The sequence below is a fragment of the Acidiphilium rubrum genome, assembly GCF_900156265.1.
Taxonomy (GTDB): Bacteria; Pseudomonadota; Alphaproteobacteria; order Acetobacterales; family Acetobacteraceae; genus Acidiphilium; species Acidiphilium rubrum.
This window is the reverse complement of record NZ_FTNE01000022.1, coordinates 14,985-31,274: the sequence shown is the minus strand read 5'-3', so window position 1 is coordinate 31,274 and position 16,290 is coordinate 14,985. Positions and strand designations below refer to the sequence as shown.

The 16,290-nt window shown below is 63.7% G+C and carries 14 protein-coding genes; 11 read left to right on the top strand and 3 right to left on the bottom strand.

Going from position 1 to position 16,290, the window contains the following annotated elements:
• Window positions 1–21 precede the first annotated feature (21 nt).
• Window positions 22–1,776, top strand: coding sequence for an ABC transporter ATP-binding protein/permease (locus BW994_RS14305; protein ID WP_029312851.1), 1,755 nt, complete (start codon window positions 22–24; stop codon window positions 1,774–1,776).
• Between the two features lie 87 nt (window positions 1,777–1,863).
• Here the strand turns inward: BW994_RS14305 and BW994_RS14300 are convergent, their stop codons facing one another.
• The 3 genes from BW994_RS14300 to BW994_RS14290 all read right to left on the bottom strand — a co-directional run bounded on the left by BW994_RS14300 (window position 1,864) and on the right by BW994_RS14290 (window position 4,210).
• The gene (locus BW994_RS14300) at window positions 1,864–2,193 is read right to left on the bottom strand and encodes a hypothetical protein (protein ID WP_217696466.1); all 330 of its coding nucleotides are present in this window, start codon (window positions 2,191–2,193) and stop codon (window positions 1,864–1,866) included.
• 392 nt (window positions 2,194–2,585) lie between these two features.
• Window positions 2,586–3,059: a hypothetical protein gene (locus BW994_RS14295; protein ID WP_029312853.1), complete on the bottom strand. Its 474-nt coding sequence runs from the start codon at window positions 3,057–3,059 to the stop codon at window positions 2,586–2,588.
• Window positions 3,056–4,210 (bottom strand): hypothetical protein, encoded by a 1,155-nt coding sequence (locus BW994_RS14290; protein WP_029312854.1) that lies wholly within the window; start codon window positions 4,208–4,210, stop codon window positions 3,056–3,058. Before BW994_RS14290 ends, BW994_RS14295 begins: the two co-directional genes overlap by 4 nt.
• A 202-nt stretch (window positions 4,211–4,412) precedes the next feature.
• Between BW994_RS14290 and BW994_RS14285 the strand changes: the two genes are divergently transcribed.
• The 10 genes from BW994_RS14285 (at window position 4,413) to BW994_RS14240 (ending at window position 15,868) form a co-directional block, all read left to right on the top strand.
• Entirely contained in the window at window positions 4,413–5,123 is a 711-nt protein-coding gene (locus BW994_RS14285; RefSeq protein WP_029312855.1) for a 50S ribosomal protein L25/general stress protein Ctc, read from the top strand.
• A 6-nt stretch (window positions 5,124–5,129) separates the two neighbouring features.
• Window positions 5,130–5,708 (top strand): aminoacyl-tRNA hydrolase, encoded by a 579-nt coding sequence (gene pth / locus BW994_RS14280; RefSeq protein ID WP_029312856.1) that lies wholly within the window; start codon window positions 5,130–5,132, stop codon window positions 5,706–5,708.
• A 152-nt stretch (window positions 5,709–5,860) separates the two neighbouring features.
• Window positions 5,861–6,955, top strand: coding sequence for a redox-regulated ATPase YchF (gene ychF / locus BW994_RS14275; protein ID WP_029312857.1), 1,095 nt, complete (start codon window positions 5,861–5,863; stop codon window positions 6,953–6,955).
• Between the two features lie 9 nt (window positions 6,956–6,964).
• Window positions 6,965–9,133 carry a primosomal protein N' gene (locus BW994_RS14270; RefSeq protein ID WP_051657493.1) on the top strand — a complete coding sequence of 723 codons (2,169 nt, stop codon included), beginning with the start codon at window positions 6,965–6,967 and terminating at the stop codon, window positions 9,131–9,133.
• Window positions 9,134–9,307: 174 nt separating this feature from the next.
• Window positions 9,308–9,886 carry a F0F1 ATP synthase subunit delta gene (locus BW994_RS14265; RefSeq protein ID WP_029312859.1) on the top strand — a complete coding sequence of 193 codons (579 nt, stop codon included), beginning with the start codon at window positions 9,308–9,310 and terminating at the stop codon, window positions 9,884–9,886.
• A gap of 1 nt (window position 9,887) precedes the next feature.
• The gene (gene atpA / locus BW994_RS14260; RefSeq protein ID WP_029312860.1) at window positions 9,888–11,420 is read left to right on the top strand and encodes a F0F1 ATP synthase subunit alpha; all 1,533 of its coding nucleotides are present in this window, start codon (window positions 9,888–9,890) and stop codon (window positions 11,418–11,420) included.
• A 16-nt stretch (window positions 11,421–11,436) separates the two neighbouring features.
• Complete coding sequence (locus BW994_RS14255; RefSeq protein WP_076454654.1) at window positions 11,437–12,327, top strand: F0F1 ATP synthase subunit gamma; 891 nt, start codon at window positions 11,437–11,439, stop codon at window positions 12,325–12,327.
• Between the two features lie 23 nt (window positions 12,328–12,350).
• On the top strand, window positions 12,351–13,781 hold the full coding sequence (gene atpD / locus BW994_RS14250; RefSeq protein ID WP_029312862.1) for a F0F1 ATP synthase subunit beta: 1,431 nt from the start codon (window positions 12,351–12,353) through the stop codon (window positions 13,779–13,781).
• Between the two features lie 17 nt (window positions 13,782–13,798).
• Complete coding sequence (gene atpC / locus BW994_RS14245) at window positions 13,799–14,206, top strand: ATP synthase F1 subunit epsilon (RefSeq protein ID WP_029312863.1); 408 nt, start codon at window positions 13,799–13,801, stop codon at window positions 14,204–14,206.
• A 90-nt stretch (window positions 14,207–14,296) separates the two neighbouring features.
• Window positions 14,297–15,868 (top strand): glycosyltransferase family 61 protein, encoded by a 1,572-nt coding sequence (locus BW994_RS14240; protein WP_139334122.1) that lies wholly within the window; start codon window positions 14,297–14,299, stop codon window positions 15,866–15,868.
• Window positions 15,869–16,290: the final 422 nt, after the last annotated feature.

Below are 16,290 nucleotides of genomic sequence, written 5' to 3'. Positions count from 1 at the left end.
CGATGCTTCTAGGAGAGATTGATGGACGCTGACCTTGCCCGCACCGGATTTTTCTACAGGCTCCGCTATCTCGCCCTGCCCTATTTCCGCTCGGAAGAACGCTGGCGCGCCATCGGCCTCGCGTCCCTGATCATCGCCCTCACCCTGTCGATCGTCGGCCTCAACCTGGGCTTCACCACCTGGTACAATGCGTTCTGGAACGCGCTGCAGAAATACCAAATCAGCCTGATCTGGTACAATGTCGGGGTGTTCTGCGCCCTCGCCCTCGGCTGGGTCGTCATCAATTCCGCCCAGCAATTCTGCATCCAGATCCTGCAAATCCGCTGGCGCCGCTGGCTCACCACCCGCATCATCGACCACTGGATGAGCAACAACACCCATTACCGTCTGCAACTCGACGCCCAGGAAATCGACAACCCGGACCAGCGCATGTCCGATGACATCGATTTCTTTACCGGCCAGAGCGTCAACCTGCCGATCTCGGCCCTCCAGGCCGTCGTCACCATCGTCAGTTACGGCGTGCTGCTCTGGTCGCTCAGCGCCAAGCTGGTCTTCTTCGGCGTCAAAATCCCCGGCGCGCTGCTCTGGGTCAACCTGCTCTACGCGATCGCCGGCACCTGGTTCGTGCTGAAAATCGGCCGCCCGCTGTTCTATCTGAACAACATCCAGCAGAAAGTCATGGGCGATTTCCGCTTCGAACTCATCCGCGTGCGCGACAATTCCGAAACCATCGCCACCGCCCACAGCGGCGGCGCCGAAGCCGCACGCCTGAAAACCCGCTTCGGCCCGGTGGTCGATATTTTCCACCGCCGCATCTATCGCAACCTCTACGTCAACGGCTTCACCTTTTCGTTCAACCAGGCCGCCGTCCTTGTGCCGCTGATCGTAACAATCCCGGCCTACCTCGCAAAAACCATCCTGGTCGGCGGCATCATCGAGATTTCATCCGCCTTCAACCAGACCCAGCAGGCCTTCGCCTTTATCCTGAACAATTTCAGCTCGGTCGGCTCGGGCTACCTGTCGATCACCGAATGGCGCGCCGTGCTCGATCGTCTCTACACGTTCGAAGTCAGTCTCCGCCACCATCAGACCCAGGCCGCAGCCCCGAAAATCACCTACGCCACCAACAGCACCCCCGCCCTCGATATCGACAACCTCGCCCTCGGCCTGCCCGACAATCGCTGCCTGATCGCCAACCTCAACCTCCACGTCGCCCCCGGCGACCGCATGCTGATCAGCGGCCCGACCGGCTCAGGCAAAAGCACGCTCATCCGCGCCATCGCCGGCATCTGGCCGTTCGGCGCGGGCAGCGTCCACACCCCCGCCGGTCGCGTGCTGTTCATCCCGCAACGCCCCTACCTGCCCAACGGCGCCCTGATCCAGAGCCTCACCTTCCCCTACAACCAACCGCTCGACCCCACCCGCGTCGCCGCCGTGCTGACCAGCGTCGGCCTCGGCCGCCTCGCCACCAAACTGGACACCGCCGAACCCTGGGACCGCGAACTCTCCCCCGGCGAACAACAACGCATCGCCTTCGCCCGCTGCATCCTGCTCGAACCCGACGTCATCATCCTCGACGAAGCCACCTCCGCCCTCGATGAAGACTACGAAGCCCTGATGTACCAAACCCTCACCACCGCCCTGCCCCGCGCCACCATCATCAGCGTCGGCCACCGCTCCACCATCGTGAAATACCACACCCGCCGCCTCCGCCTCACCGGCGACAGCGCCTGGCACGACGAAGCCATCAACCCGATCCAGGCCGCCGCCGACTGACCCGCCAATTGAACGCTTGGAAAGCCAGGAGCCCTGTTCTTTTTTGCAAAAAAGAACCAGAAAACGCTCGATCATCACGCCGCTCCGCTACCGCGGCAGCAGCACAGCCTCAAACCACCGATGCGTTATGCCACGCACCAGGCCGAACACTCCGAAAAACAGGCCGATCAACGAAAGTCCCGCCGCCAGCGCGCTGTCGGCCCCTGCGAGCGCCGGATTGTGCACCCCGTAATGCAACCAGACCGCAAGTGCGACCACAAAGACCAAACATTGCAACGTAAGAAAGCCGATCGTCCACACCCTGAGAATGGGAATAACGATCATTCGCTTTCTGATGGCACCAAAATACATAAAAAACAGAAAGATAACGCCGGTACTTATACCCACGGCCACCATTATTTGAGTATCAAAATCCATACTTCTACGAAATATCAAAACTCCAGCAGTCGTGAGTGCAAAAGCATAAGAATACATTGCACAAATCAAATAAGACCCGAAGCGCTTCCCCTCCGCTAAACGGTCATCTTCACCTTCCCCTGAATCCAACCGATAATTTTTCATCTCTTGCCTTTCACCCGCTTGGCATGGGTTCCGCCAATCAGATGCAACGTGATCGGAAACATGCTCTTAATCTTCAATTTGGCCTCGCCCGGACTATTATGAATACCACCGAACCGGGCAGCTTGGTCACTCGACCCCACCTGCCGCGGCACATGAGAAGCCGCGCGGGCCGTACCGCCCCTTTAACCATGCGCTGCACGATGCGCCCATCGTCCCGCAGTAGCCGCAATGCCCATGAAGCCGCCCCGCTACCGCGGCAGCAGCACAGCCTCAAACCACCGATGCCTCATGCCACGCACCAGGCCGAACACTCCGAAAAACAGGCCGATCAACGAAAGTCCCGCCGCCAGCGCGCTGTCTGCCCCTGCAAGCGCCGGATTGTGCACCCCGTAATGCAACCAGACCGCAACTGCGACCACAAAGACCAAACATTGCAACGTAAGAAAGCCGATCGTCCACGCCCTGAGAATGGGAATAACGATCATTCGCTTTCTGATGGCGCCAAAATACATAAAAAACAGAAAGACAACGCCGGAACTTATACCAACGACTACCATTAAATTTATATCAAAGTCTATACTCCTACGAAATATCAAAACTCCAGCAGTCATGAGTGCAAAAGCATAAGAATACATCGCACAAATCAAATAAAACCCGAAACGCTTCCCCTCAGCAAAACGATCATCATCACGTACCCTTGCATCGAATCGAAAGTTCTTCATTTCTTACCCTTTACCCGCTTGGCATGGGTTCCGCCAATCAGATGCAGCGTGATCGGAAACATGCTCTTAATCTTCAATTTGGCCTCGCCCGGACTATTATGAAGACCACCGAACCGGGCAGCTTGGTAACTCGACCCAACCTGCCGCGGCATATGAGAAGCGGCGCGGGCCGTGCCGGCCCCTAACCACGCCCCTGCACTATGCGCCCATCGTCCCGCCGCAGCATCGATGCCGGTGAAACCGCTCCGTATCGAAACATCCATGCTGGTCAAATCCGCCATCGCACCATCGCGAATATCGTGCCAATTAATTTCATCGTTGATCAGACCGATCGCATCAGCCGGCAATGCAACACGCGTCAGTAGCTTTAGATCGCGCTTGATATCCACCAGATTCTCCCGCAACTCATGAACGCTCTCCTTGAGGAACTCATATGAATCGCGTGCCGCCAGATCGCCCTCGGCGCCGATGAACGCCTCCGTCGCCCTCATTTCCCGCAGCACCGCTCTCGCGCGCGTCAGCATCTGGGCCCGTAATTCAGTCAAAAGACGCACATCGCGCGGAATACTGGATGCCAGGAATATATCGTGCGCAACCGCCGGCAATGCGATAATCGGCCCCCAAGTCTCGATGAAATTGTAGATTTTGCTCGATTTCAGGGACCGCGCGTAATTTGTTCCGGTGGCTTTATCAATCGCGTCCACAACTGTCATCGCTCCATCGGCCGTCAGAAGAGCCAACCCATCCACAGCTTCAACGCCCGTGAACGCCACCATGAAAATAACACCAGCCGTCAAAGTGGCATCCGCAGCAGCGGCGACGGCAACGCTGATCGCTGCGGTCGCGGCAGCTACCGAAAGATAAACGAACGCCGCGTCCGCCACGTCATTCGCCACCTCCCAAGCCATTTTACCAGCCGATACATCATCGAGCTTCGGCGCCGGCTTCTTCACATGATCCGCCGTCACGACCATCAGTTCCGAATGCCCGTTCGGATACGGCAGACATGGCTGGAGGAACTGGCACTGATCCCCGTCTCGCCACATGATCCCCATGTTCGCCGCACGCGTGACGCCAAGCTTGTGACCGATCAAACGGTTCAGCCCGATTTTCGCCCGGACCGGATTACCAAACGGACCGTATGAAATCATGCACACCCCCCACGTTACCGAAAAGCTAACAGTTTCCGTGCGCCCCGTCACCGGCCGTTTTCCACCCCGCAACCCCACGCGGGTCAATAACGCCCGCCCGCAACCCCGCCGCCGCTTGCCTAACCCCCCCCAATCCGCTACTGCCCGCCCCAGTCGGCACCCCTGGAGGCCGACCTTTTTTCATTGGTTAAAGGAGCGACACATGGCCAATTTCGAGACTATTGCGGCCGAGGATCGCGCGCGGGCCGGCAAGGGGGTGGCGCGTGCGACACGGCGAGCCGGCATGGTGCCCGGCGTGATCTACGGCGCGAAACAGGACCCGAGCCTGATCGCGATCGACCCGCGCGTGGTGATGCGCGAACTCAAGCGCGGCGGCTGGCGTTCGCGCCTGTACGAAATCGAAACCGCCACCGGCAAGACGCGCGCCCTGATGCGCGACGTGCAGTTCCACCCGGTGACCGACCAGCCCGAACACATCGATTTCCAGCGCCTCGCCGTTGGTGAGCCGGTCCGCGTCGCGGTTGCGGTCAATTTCATGAACGAATTGCTCTCGGTCGGCATGAAGCGCGGCGGCGTGCTGAACGTCGTGCGTCACTCGGTCGAAGTCTGGTGCGATCCGGATACGATCCCCGATCATTTCGAAGCCGATCTCGGCCCGCTCGACATCAACGACAACATCCGCTGGCACGATCTGAAGGGCACCGAAAAGACCCGCCCGACCATCATCGACCGCGATTTCGTGGTCGCGACGGTCGCCGCCCCCACGGTCATCGCCGAAGCAGCGCCCGAGCCGGGTGCCGCACCGGCGGCCGCACCGGCCAAGGGTGGCAAGGGTGGTCCGGCCAAGGCCGCAGCACCGGCCGCGAAGGCCGCTCCTGCCAAGGCCGCCGCCAAGCCCGCCGCCAAGAAGTAACCCGCCGTGAAGCTGTGGGTCGGCCTCGGCAATCCCGAACCGGGAATGGCGCGGCACCGGCACAACATCGGCTTCATGGCGATCGACATCATCGCCGACCGCCACGGGTTCACCCCCTGGCGGCGGCGGTTTTCCGGTCTGGTGGCCGAGGGCACGATCGGTACCGAAAAAATCGTCGCCCTCAAACCATTGACCTACATGAACGATTCCGGCCTCTCGGTGCAGCCGGCCGCCGCCTTCTATAAGCTCGAACCCGCTGCCATCACCGTTTTCCACGACGAGCTCGACCTCGCTCCCGGCAAAATCCGGGTCAAGCACGGCGGCGGTGCCGCCGGCCACAACGGGCTGCGCAGCATGGACCAGCATCTCGCCTCGCCGGAGTATTGGCGCGTCCGCCTCGGCATCGGCCACCCGGGTGACAAAGCGCGCGTCCACGGCTGGGTGCTGGGCAATTTCGCCAAGGGCGACGAGGATTGGTTGATCCCGACGCTGGAGTCGGTGTCGGATGCAGCGCCGCTGCTGGCGCAGGGCAAGCCAGAGGAGTTCATGACCAGGGTGGCGCTGGAGACGAAGGGGGTAGGGTAAGGGTTCTTTTTTGTAAAAAAGAACCAAAAAACTTTCTGACTCCAGTGCATTGCCCCTGACGGCCGTGCGCCCCCGAACCAGCAAATAAAAGTTTTTTGCTTCTTTTTTCCAAAAAAGAAGTCTTCTTCCTCACCCAACCACTAGGCAAAACCATGGGCTTCAACTGCGGCATCGTCGGCCTCCCCAACGTCGGCAAATCCACTCTGTTCAACGCGCTCACCGCCACCGTCGCGGCGCAGGCGGCGAACTATCCGTTCTGCACCATCGAGCCCAACGTCGGCCGCGTCGCCGTGCCCGACCCTCGGCTCGACGCCCTGGCGAAAATCGGCAAATCGGTGAAAATCGTCCCGACCAGCCTCGAATTCGTCGACATCGCCGGCCTGGTCCGCGGTGCCGCAAAAGGGGAGGGTCTCGGCAACCAGTTCCTCGCCAACATCCGCGAGGTCGATGCCATCGTCCATGTGCTGCGCTGCTTCGTCGATGACGATGTCACCCATGTCGAAGGCAGTATCGACCCGCTGCGCGATGCCGAAACCGTCGAGACCGAACTCATGCTCGCCGATCTGGACAGCCTGCTCAAGCGCGTCCCCAACCTGCAGAAAAAAGCCCGCGGCAACGACCGCATCGCCGCCGCCGAACTCGCTCTGGTCGAACCCATCCTCGCCGCGCTCGAAGCCGGCAAACCCGCCCGCACCGCCATCCCCAAGGGCGAGGAGGAAGCGGTCAAGCGCCTCAACCTGCTCACCGCCAAGCCGGTCCTGTTCGTCTGCAATGTCGAGGAAGCCTCGGCCGCCACCGGCAACGCCCAATCCGCGCGCGTCGCCGCCATGGCCGCCGCCCAGGGGGCACGGTCCGTCGTCGTCTCCGCCGCGATCGAGGCCGAGGTCGCCCAACTCCCGCTCGACGAACGCGCCGAATTCCTCGAAGGCCTCGGCCTGTCCGATTCCGGGCTCGACCGCGTGATCCGCGCCGGCTACGAGCTGTTGGGACTGATCACCTATTTCACCGTCGGCCCGAAGGAAACCCGCGCCTGGACCATCACGCGCGGCATGCTCGCCCCCGCCGCCGCCGGCGTGATCCACGGCGATTTCGAACGCGGCTTCATCGCCTGCGAAACCATCGCGTACGATGACTACATCGCCAACAAGGGCGAAGCCGGTGCCCGGGATACCGGCAAGCTGCGCATCGAAGGCCGCAACTACACCGTCCAGGACGGCGATGTCCTGCTGTTCCGCTTCAACGTCTGAGCCAGCGCAATGACCGCGACCCGCGTTGCGGTGCTGCTGCCCTACCCGTTCGACCGCGCGTTCGACTATATCCTGCCCGACGCTCTCGTCACGACGCCCGGCACCTTGCCACAAGGCACCATCGTCACCGTCCCGCTCGGCAAGCGCATGGTGCCCGGCGTGGTGTGGGACGATCCGCCCGACGCCGCCATGCCGGACCAGCGCCTGAAACCCATCGCGGCCATCATCGACGCACCAACCCTGCCGGCAACCCTGCGCCGCTTCATCGATTGGGTCGCCAATTACACCATGGCCCCGCGCGGCGAGGTGCTGGCCCTCGCCCTGAAATCCAACCTGCTCGACCGCCCGCCCGACCGCTTCGGCTGGGCCGCGACCACCCCCACCACCGCAACCAGCCCCCGCCGCCAAACCGTGCTCGATACCCTCGCCACGCTCGACCGGCCGGACACCGCCGCCCTCGCCGCCGCCGCCGGCGTCTCGCCCGCCATCGTGCGCGCCATGGCCGATGCCGGGCTGCTCACCCAAATCCGGCGCGACCCCGGCGCCCCGCGGCTCGATCCGGATGCCGCACCCCCCACCTTCTCGCCCGAACAAGCCGCCGCCGCCGCAGCCATCCGCGCCAGCATCGATGCCCAGGTGTTCAGCGTCACCTTGCTCGAAGGCGTCACCGGCTCAGGCAAGACCGAAATCTATTGCGAAGCCGTCGCGCAAGCCCTGCGCCAGGGCCGCCAGGCCTTGGTCCTGCTGCCCGAAATCGCGCTCTCCACCCAGTTCACCGCCCGCCTCGCCGCGCGCTTCGGCGCCGCCCCCACCCTCTGGCATTCCGGCCTCTCGCCCGCGACGCGCCGCGCCAACTGGCACGCCATCGCCAACGGCACCGCCCAGCTCGTGCTCGGCGCGCGCTCCGCCCTGTTCCTGCCCTTCACCGATCTCGGCGCGATCATCGTCGATGAAGAGCACGAAGCCGCCTACAAACAGGAAGACGGCGTCATCTACCACGCGCGCGACATGGCGGTGGTGCGCGCCCGCCTCGCCGCCGCCGGCTGCATCCTCGCATCCGCCACGCCGAGCCTGGAATCCGCGATCAATGCCGAGGCCGGGCGCTACCGCCACATCACCCTCACCGCCCGCCACGGCGGTGCCGCGATGCCGAGCATCGAAACCCTCGATCTCCGCCTCGCCCCGCCGCCGCGCGGCAAATTCCTCTCCCCGGTATTGATCGAAGCCCTCACCGCCACGCTCGCCGCCGGCGGCCAGTCGATGCTGTTCCTCAACCGCCGCGGCTACGCCCCGCTCACCCTCTGCCGCGCCTGCGGCCACCGCGTCACCTGCCCCAACTGCACCGCCTGGCTGGTCGAACACCGCGCCCGCATCAGCCTGCTCTGCCACCATTGCGGCCACACCGAGCGCCAGCCCACCCTCTGCCCGTCCTGCAGCGCCGAACACAGCTTCGTCCCGATCGGCCCGGGCGTCGAACGCATCGCCGAGGAGGTCGCCGAACTCTTCCCCGATGCCCGCCGCATCGTCATGGCGAGCGACGTCATCACCACGCCCGAACAAGCCGCCGCCGCCACCCGCGCCATCATCGCGCACGATGTCGACATCATCATCGGCACCCAAATGATCGCCAAGGCCTGGCATTTCCCAGACCTCACCCTGGTCGGCGTGGTCGATGCCGATCTCGGCCTCGGCGGCGGCGATCTGCGGGCCGGCGAACGCAGCGCCCAGCTGCTCCACCAGGTCGCCGGCCGCGCCGGGCGTGCTGCCTTGCCCGGCCGCGTCATCCTGCAAAGCTTCGCGCCGGATCATCCGGTGATGCACGCACTCTGCTCGGGCGATCTCGCGGGCTTCCGCGCCGCCGAAGCCAGCTTGCGCGAACCCGGCCACTGGCCGCCGTTCGGCCGCCTCGCCGGCGTGATCATCAGCGCCGATCAGGCCGAAATCGCCGATGCCGCCGCCAACGCCCTCGCCCGCACCGCCCCCACCGACGATGTCATCGTCCTCGGCCCCGCCCCCGCGCCCTTCGCCATGCTGCGCGGCCGCCACCGCCGCCGCCTGCTGCTGCGCGCCCCCCGCACCATCGCTTTGCAACCGATCATCCGCGCCTGGCTCGCCCGCGCCACCCTGCCCCGCGCCGCCCGCATCGATATCGACATCGATCCCATCTCGTTCCTGTGATCTCCCATCTCATTCCTGACCTCGAATGCGTTGCGCGGACAGGATGCCTATGCTAGTGGCGCGCATCGCTCGAAGGAGTGAACGGACAGACGCGCCCATGGTGATTGCACGATCATCGCAAGACGTCCTTCCGGGGTTGAAACGTCAGAATGAACCGAGAGCAGGGTCCAACTTGTGTCGTCCACCATTGCCGCATCATCGCCCGCCGACCGCGCCTCCGGTCTGTCCGCCCGCTACGCCCGCGCGCTCTACGACCTCGCGGATGAGCGCAAGCAGCTCGACCAGACCGTCAACGAAATCTCCGCCCTCGGCACCCTGATCAGCGACTCCGCCCCGCTCCGCCAGCTCATCGCCAGCCGCTCGATCGATGCCGCCGAAGGCGCGCGCGCGATGGAAGCCGTGCTGGCCGGCCAGGGCTTCTCCGACCTCGTGCGCCATTTCATCGGCACCGCCATCATGAACCGCCGCCTGCGCGACCTGCCGGAGCTGATCAGCGGATTCGCGTCCTATGTCGCGGCAAAGCGCGGCATCATCACCGCCGATGTCGCCTCCGCGCATCCCCTCACCGATACCCAGCGCGCCCAACTCGCCGCCCGCCTCGCGGAAGCCGGCTACGGCCGCGTCACCATAAGCGAAACGGTCGACCCCAGCCTCCTCGGCGGCCTGGTTGTGAAGATCGGTTCGAAACTCTACGACACCAGCTTGAAATCGCGCCTGCAACGGCTGCGCTTTGTAATGAAGGGAGCCGCCTGACATGGACATCCGTCCCGCCGAAATCTCCGAAATCCTCAAAAAACAGATCGCCAGTTTCGACACCGAAACCGACGTGGCCGAAACCGGCCAGGTCCTCTCCGTCGGCGATGGCATCGCCCGCGTGTTCGGCCTCGCCAACGTCATGGCCGGCGAACTGGTCGATTTCCCGAACGCCGGCGTCAAGGGCATGGCGCTCAACCTCGAAAACGACAATGTCGGCATCGTCATCTTCGGTGAAGACCGCGCGATCCGCGAGGGCGACACCGTCACCCGCACCGGCAAGATCGTCGATGTCCCGGTCGGCAAGGGGCTGCTCGGCCGCGTCGTCGATGCCCTCGGCAACCCGATCGACGGCAAAGGCCCGATCGAGTCCACCGAACGCCGCATGGTCGAGGTCAAGGCCCCCGGCATCATGCCCCGCCAGTCGGTGTTCGAACCGATGCAGACCGGCATCAAATCGATCGACGCCCTGGTGCCGATCGGCCGCGGCCAGCGCGAACTGATCATCGGCGACCGCCAGACCGGCAAGACCGCCGTCATCATCGACACCATCCTGAACCAGAAACCGCTCAACGCGCAGGACGACGAGAACAAGAAGCTCTACTGCATCTACGTCGCGATCGGCCAGAAGCGCTCCACCGTCGCCCAGCTGGTCCGCACCCTCGAGGAAAACGGCGCGATGGAGTACTCCATCGTGGTCGCCGCCACCGCCTCCGAACCGGCGCCGATGCAATTCCTCGCCCCCTACACCGGCTGCGCGATGGGCGAATATTTCCGCGACAACGCCATGCACGCGCTGATCGTGTACGACGATCTCTCCAAACAGGCCGTCGCCTACCGCCAGATGTCGCTGCTGCTGCGCCGCCCGCCCGGCCGCGAAGCCTATCCGGGCGACGTGTTCTACCTCCACTCCCGCCTGCTCGAACGCGCCGCCAAAATGTCCGATGAATTCGGCGGCGGCAGCCTCACCGCCCTGCCGGTGATCGAAACCCAGGCCGGCGACATCGGCGGCTACATCCCGACCAACGTGATCTCGATCACCGATGGCCAGATCTTCCTCGAAACCGAATTGTTCTTCAAAGGCATCCGCCCCGCCGTCAACGTCGGCGCCTCGGTCTCGCGCGTCGGCTCCGCCGCGCAAATCAAAGCGATGAAACAGGTCGCCGGCAAGATCAAACTCGAGCTCGCCCAGTACCGCGAAATGGCCGCCTTCGCCCAGTTCGCCTCCGATCTCGACGCCTCGACCCAAAAACTCCTCGCCCGCGGTGCCCGCCTCACCGAATTGCTCAAACAGCCGCAATACAAGCCGCTGCCGGTCGAAGAGCAGGTCGTCTCCATCTTCGTCGGCACCCGCGGCTATCTCGATACCATCGCGATCGACCGGATCGGCGATTTCGAAGCCCAACTCCTCTCCGAGCTGAAAGCCCAGTCGCCCGAAATCATGGACGCGATCCGCAACGACCGTGAAATCAAGAAGGACACCGAGGCGAAACTGATCGACTTCATCAAATCCTTCGCCAACAGCTTCGCGTGATCGGCGGACCCAACCGATGCCCAGCCTGAAATCCCTCCGCAACCGGATCTCCAGCGTCAAATCGACGCAAAAGATCACCAAGGCGATGAAAATGGTCGCGGCCGCCAAGCTGCGCCGCGCCCAGAGCCAGGCCGAGGCCGCGCAACCCTATGCCACCCGCATGGCGTCAATGATGGCGGCCCTCGCCCAGGGTGCCGCCAGCAATCCCAACGCGCCGAAACTCCTGGTCGGCACCGGGGCGGACAAGCGCCACCTGATCGTCGCCGTCACCGCCGATCGCGGCCTCGCCGGCCCGTTCAATTCCTCGCTCAGCCGCGCCGCCAAAGCCCGCGTCCGCGCCCTGCAGGCCGAAGGCAAAACCGTCCAGCTCTTCGCGGTCGGCCGCAAGGGCCGCGATTCCTTCCGCCGCGACATGGCGGACATCATGATGGGCGACGTCAATTTCGTCGGCCGCAAAACCGTCGAGTTCAAGGACGCCGAAGCGATCGCCGATCGCATCATCGCTGCCTTCAACGACGGCCAATTCGACGTCTGCACATTGATGTTCAACAAATTCGTCTCGGTCATGGTCCAGACCGTCGCCGAAACCCCGCTCATCCCGGCCGCCGGCGGCCCCGCGAACGACAACGAAAAACCCGAACAATCCGGCACGGCCGACTACGAAATCGAACCCGATGACGGCTCCCTGCTCGACCGCCTGCTGCCGCGCAACCTCGCCATCCAGATCTACCGCGCTTTGCTCGAGAGCAGCGCCGGCTTCTACGCGAGCCAGATGACCGCGATGGATGGCGCCAGCCGCAACGCCGGCGACATGATCAACCGCCTGACCATGAACTACAACCGCACCCGTCAGGCCAACATCACCCGCGAACTGATCGAGATCATCTCCGGCGCCGAAGCGCTGTGAGCCCGAGATAGGAAAACAATATCATGGCAAGCAACAACACCGGCCGCATCACCCAGATCATGGGCCCCGTGATCGACGTTCAGTTCGAAGGCGAGCTCCCCTTCATCCTCAACGCGCTCGAAACCAAGGTCGGCGACCGCCGCTTGGTGCTCGAAGTCGCCCAGGAAATCGGCGAACGCACCGTCCGCTGCATCGCGATGGACAGCACCGATGGTCTCGCCCGCGGCGCCGAAGTGTCCGACACCGGTGCCGCCATCTCCGTCCCGGTCGGCCCCGAAGTGCTCGGCCGCATCCTCAACGTGATCGGCGAAGCGATCGACGAACGCGGCCCGATCGGTGCGAAAACCACCATGCCGATCCACCGCGACGCCCCCAGCTTCCAGGATCAGGCCACCTCCTCGGAAATCCTGGTCACCGGCATCAAAGTCATCGACCTGCTCGCCCCCTACCTCAAAGGCGGCAAGATCGGCCTGTTCGGCGGCGCCGGCGTCGGCAAAACCGTGCTCATCCAGGAACTGATCAACAATATCGCCAAAGGCCACGGCGGCGTCTCGGTGTTCGCCGGCGTCGGCGAACGCACCCGCGAAGGCAATGACCTCTACCACGAAATGATCGATGCCGGCGTGATCAAACTCGGCGAGAACACCACCGAAGGCTCCAAAGTCGCCCTGGTCTACGGCCAGATGAACGAGCCGCCCGGTGCCCGCATGCGCGTCGGCCTCTCCGGCCTCACCATGGCCGAATATTTCCGCGACGAGGAAGGCCAGGACGTGCTGTTCTTCGTCGACAACATCTTCCGCTTCACCCAGGCCGGCGCCGAGGTTTCCGCCCTGCTCGGCCGCATTCCCTCCGCCGTCGGCTATCAACCGACACTCGCGACCGACATGGGCGCGCTCCAGGAACGCATCACCTCGACCAAAAAAGGCTCGATCACCTCGGTCCAGGCGATCTACGTCCCCGCCGACGACCTCACCGACCCCGCCCCCGCCGCCTCCTTCGCCCATCTCGATGCCACCACCACGCTCAACCGCGCGATCTCCGAAAAAGGCATCTACCCGGCGGTCGACCCGCTCGACTCCACCTCCCGCGCGCTCGACCCGCGCATCGTCGGCGAGGAACACTACAACACCGCCCGCGAAGTCCAGCGCATCCTGCAAAGCTACAAATCCCTGCAGGACATCATCGCCATTCTCGGCATGGACGAGCTTTCGGAGGACGACAAACTCACCGTCGCCCGCGCCCGCAAGATCGAACGCTTCCTCTCGCAGCCCTTCCACGTCGCCGAGGTTTTCACCGGCTCGCCCGGCCTGTTCGTCGCCGTCGAAGACACCGTCCGCAGCTTCAAGGCCATCTGCGCCGGCGAATACGATCATCTGCCGGAATCCGCCTTCTACATGGTCGGCACCATCGAGGACGCGGTGAAAAAAGCCGAATCCCTCAACGCCAACGTCTGAGCCGAAACAACCGCATCATGACCCTCGCGCTCGAAATCATCAGCCCGGAACGCCTGCTGCTCGCGCGGCAGGTCTCCATGGTCGTCATCCCCGGCACCGAAGGCGACCTCGGCATCCTGCCCGAACACGCCAAACTCATCACCTCGCTGCGCGGCGGCATGATCGACATCTACGAGGACGATGAAATCATCGACCGCTTCTTCGTCTCCGGCGGCTTCGCGGAAATCACCGAAACCCGCTGCACGGTCCTCGCCGACGAAATCATGAAACTCGCGGACATCAACCGTGACACCGCCGCCGAACAACTCGCCGCCGCCGAAACCGAATACCGCGACGTCGACGAAGCCGACCCCACCGCCTGGCGCAACGCTTCCGATCGCCTGATCACCGCCCAGGCCCGCATCGACGCGCTCGCCCACCAATAAACCGGGGCGGGATGGCTATCGCTCGATACCCATCCCCAACCCCGTGACGCCGGGTTCGACAAATCCCGGTTTTCCATGAATACTGCCGGCGTGAACGACCGTCGTGCGATGCCAGACCCTTTCGACCCCCACCCCGCCTGGCTGTTCGATGCCGGTTATTACGCCGCCCGGTTCGCCCGCCGTCACGCTCAGGCGTTCGACCCCTCCACCCACGGCGATGCCTACGCCCATTTCCTGAAGTTCGGACAGTTCGAGGGGCTCTCCGGCCACCCCCTGTTCGACCCCGATGTCTATCAGGCCCTGGCGACCTACGACATCGCCTGCAGGATCGCACAGGATGGCCCGTTCACCACATTCCTGCGCCACAGCCGAGTGCCCGGCTTCACGCCCATCGCCTCCACCATGTTCGATCCCGCATGGTATCTCAAACGATACCCGAGCGTCGCGCAAGCCATCATGCAAGGCGTCTGGACCTGCCCGCTGCATCACTACCTCGCGAACGACTCGCCAACCGCGTTCGACCCGTCGCCGAACTTCTCCGAGCGCGGCTACCTGCTGGAGCACGCCGATGTCGCCCAGGCCGTCGATGCCAAACAATTCAGAAACGGCTATGCCCATTTCCTGGCGCATGGCCGCGATGAACAGCGGCGTTACGTTCCGGCGGGCGACGGCGGATCGCCGGGCGTCATCCCAGGCATCCCCGCATTACGGGCCTACCCGCTCGCAACGTCGAGCCATGCGGATGTCACATTGTTGCCGTCCCGCCGTGACGGCGCGGGTCGCTATGGATACAGCTTCGGCGTTCTCGACCGATCGGGCGCGCCCATCGCCGATTTCGCCCATCCCTGGTTCACCATGCGCCAGCCCAGCGAGACCCCTTCGCGCGATCACCGGATTTTTATCTATGGCGGCGTCCTCATGGACCATTTCGGCCATGTCATCCGCGATTCCCTGGCAAGCCTATGGTTCATCCGCGAGCGGCCCGACCTGCCCGTGCTCTGGCACTGGATCGATCTACCCGTGCCACATCGCGCATGGCCCGGCTGGCTTGAGCAGCTCTGGCGCCTTCTCGGCCTCGATCAGATGGAGCATGTCTTCGTCTCGGCGCCGCTGTCCGTCGCGCGAATCATCCTGCCGCAATCGGGTCTGGTCGCACCCGATCTCCTGCATGAGAGACAGGTCGACGCCCTGGCAACGCATCAGCCGCCAGACAACGCCCGTGACAACGCCCGTGCCAACGCCCGTTCCAACAACCGTGTCTGGCTGTCGCGCCGCGGCTTGCCGGCGCAATTCGGCCGGTTGGAGGGCGAAGATCGGCTCGAAGCCGCATTGGCGTCACGCGGCTGGGACATCCTGCGCCCGGAGACCCTGACTGTCGCGGCACAGGTCGACCGATTCGCCACCGCGGATGTCATCGCCGGATGCATGGGCTCGGCATTTCATGCAGCCCTGCTATCAACATCGCCCCGCGCCCGATTGTTGCTCGTCGAGCGCCCCGGCATCGGCAAGCCCTTCTACAATGCCGTGGCGCGCGCCAGAAACCTCCAACAAAGTTTTATCGCGCCGGCGCTGCGGCCCTACTCAAACGTCACCGCCTGGACAAGTTTTACGCTGGTCGACCCCTTGTCCCTGGCCGACGAAATCTGCGCCCAAGCCAACTGATAGCAAGACGTAGCAGGAAGTAGCAGGAAGTAGGATGGGCAGAGCCCTTGCGAAGCCCATCAATCACAACACCACAGCAAGCCGTACGATTTGTCTCCCGCGATCCCCACCAATCCACCCCCACCAAAACCCAAACCAAAGAGTCTAACAAACACCCTAACAAAACCCGTCTCACCCCCAACCCCACCACGTCATTGCGAGCGCAGCGCGGCAATCCAGCCCCGCCACACCCAACAACCTCAAATTCTAACGTAACCCCTAACAAACCCCTTTCTCACCCCCCACCCCCCATGCTTATCTCCCGCCATGATCTCGAACGCGCCCTTCATGCCCGCCGACCCGTCCGAGCGCTTCGCGATGATCTTCCGCGCCCTGCAACGCTCCGTGGCCGACAACGGCTACCGCCTCAAAATCCACGGCCC

Coding starts and splice junctions, on each gene's coding strand:
- BW994_RS14305 (WP_029312851.1), top strand. CDS start 22: ATGGACGCTGACCTTGCCCGCACCGGATTTTTCTACAGGCTCCGCTAT.
- BW994_RS14300 (WP_217696466.1), bottom strand. CDS start 2,193: ATGGATTTTGATACTCAAATAATGGTGGCCGTGGGTATAAGTACCGGC.
- BW994_RS14295 (WP_029312853.1), bottom strand. CDS start 3,059: ATGAAGAACTTTCGATTCGATGCAAGGGTACGTGATGATGATCGTTTT.
- BW994_RS14290 (WP_029312854.1), bottom strand. CDS start 4,210: ATGATTTCATACGGTCCGTTTGGTAATCCGGTCCGGGCGAAAATCGGG.
- BW994_RS14285 (WP_029312855.1), top strand. CDS start 4,413: ATGGCCAATTTCGAGACTATTGCGGCCGAGGATCGCGCGCGGGCCGGC.
- ychF (WP_029312857.1), top strand. CDS start 5,861: ATGGGCTTCAACTGCGGCATCGTCGGCCTCCCCAACGTCGGCAAATCC.
- BW994_RS14270 (WP_051657493.1), top strand. CDS start 6,965: ATGACCGCGACCCGCGTTGCGGTGCTGCTGCCCTACCCGTTCGACCGC.
- atpA (WP_029312860.1), top strand. CDS start 9,888: ATGGACATCCGTCCCGCCGAAATCTCCGAAATCCTCAAAAAACAGATC.
- BW994_RS14255 (WP_076454654.1), top strand. CDS start 11,437: ATGCCCAGCCTGAAATCCCTCCGCAACCGGATCTCCAGCGTCAAATCG.
- atpD (WP_029312862.1), top strand. CDS start 12,351: ATGGCAAGCAACAACACCGGCCGCATCACCCAGATCATGGGCCCCGTG.
- atpC (WP_029312863.1), top strand. CDS start 13,799: ATGACCCTCGCGCTCGAAATCATCAGCCCGGAACGCCTGCTGCTCGCG.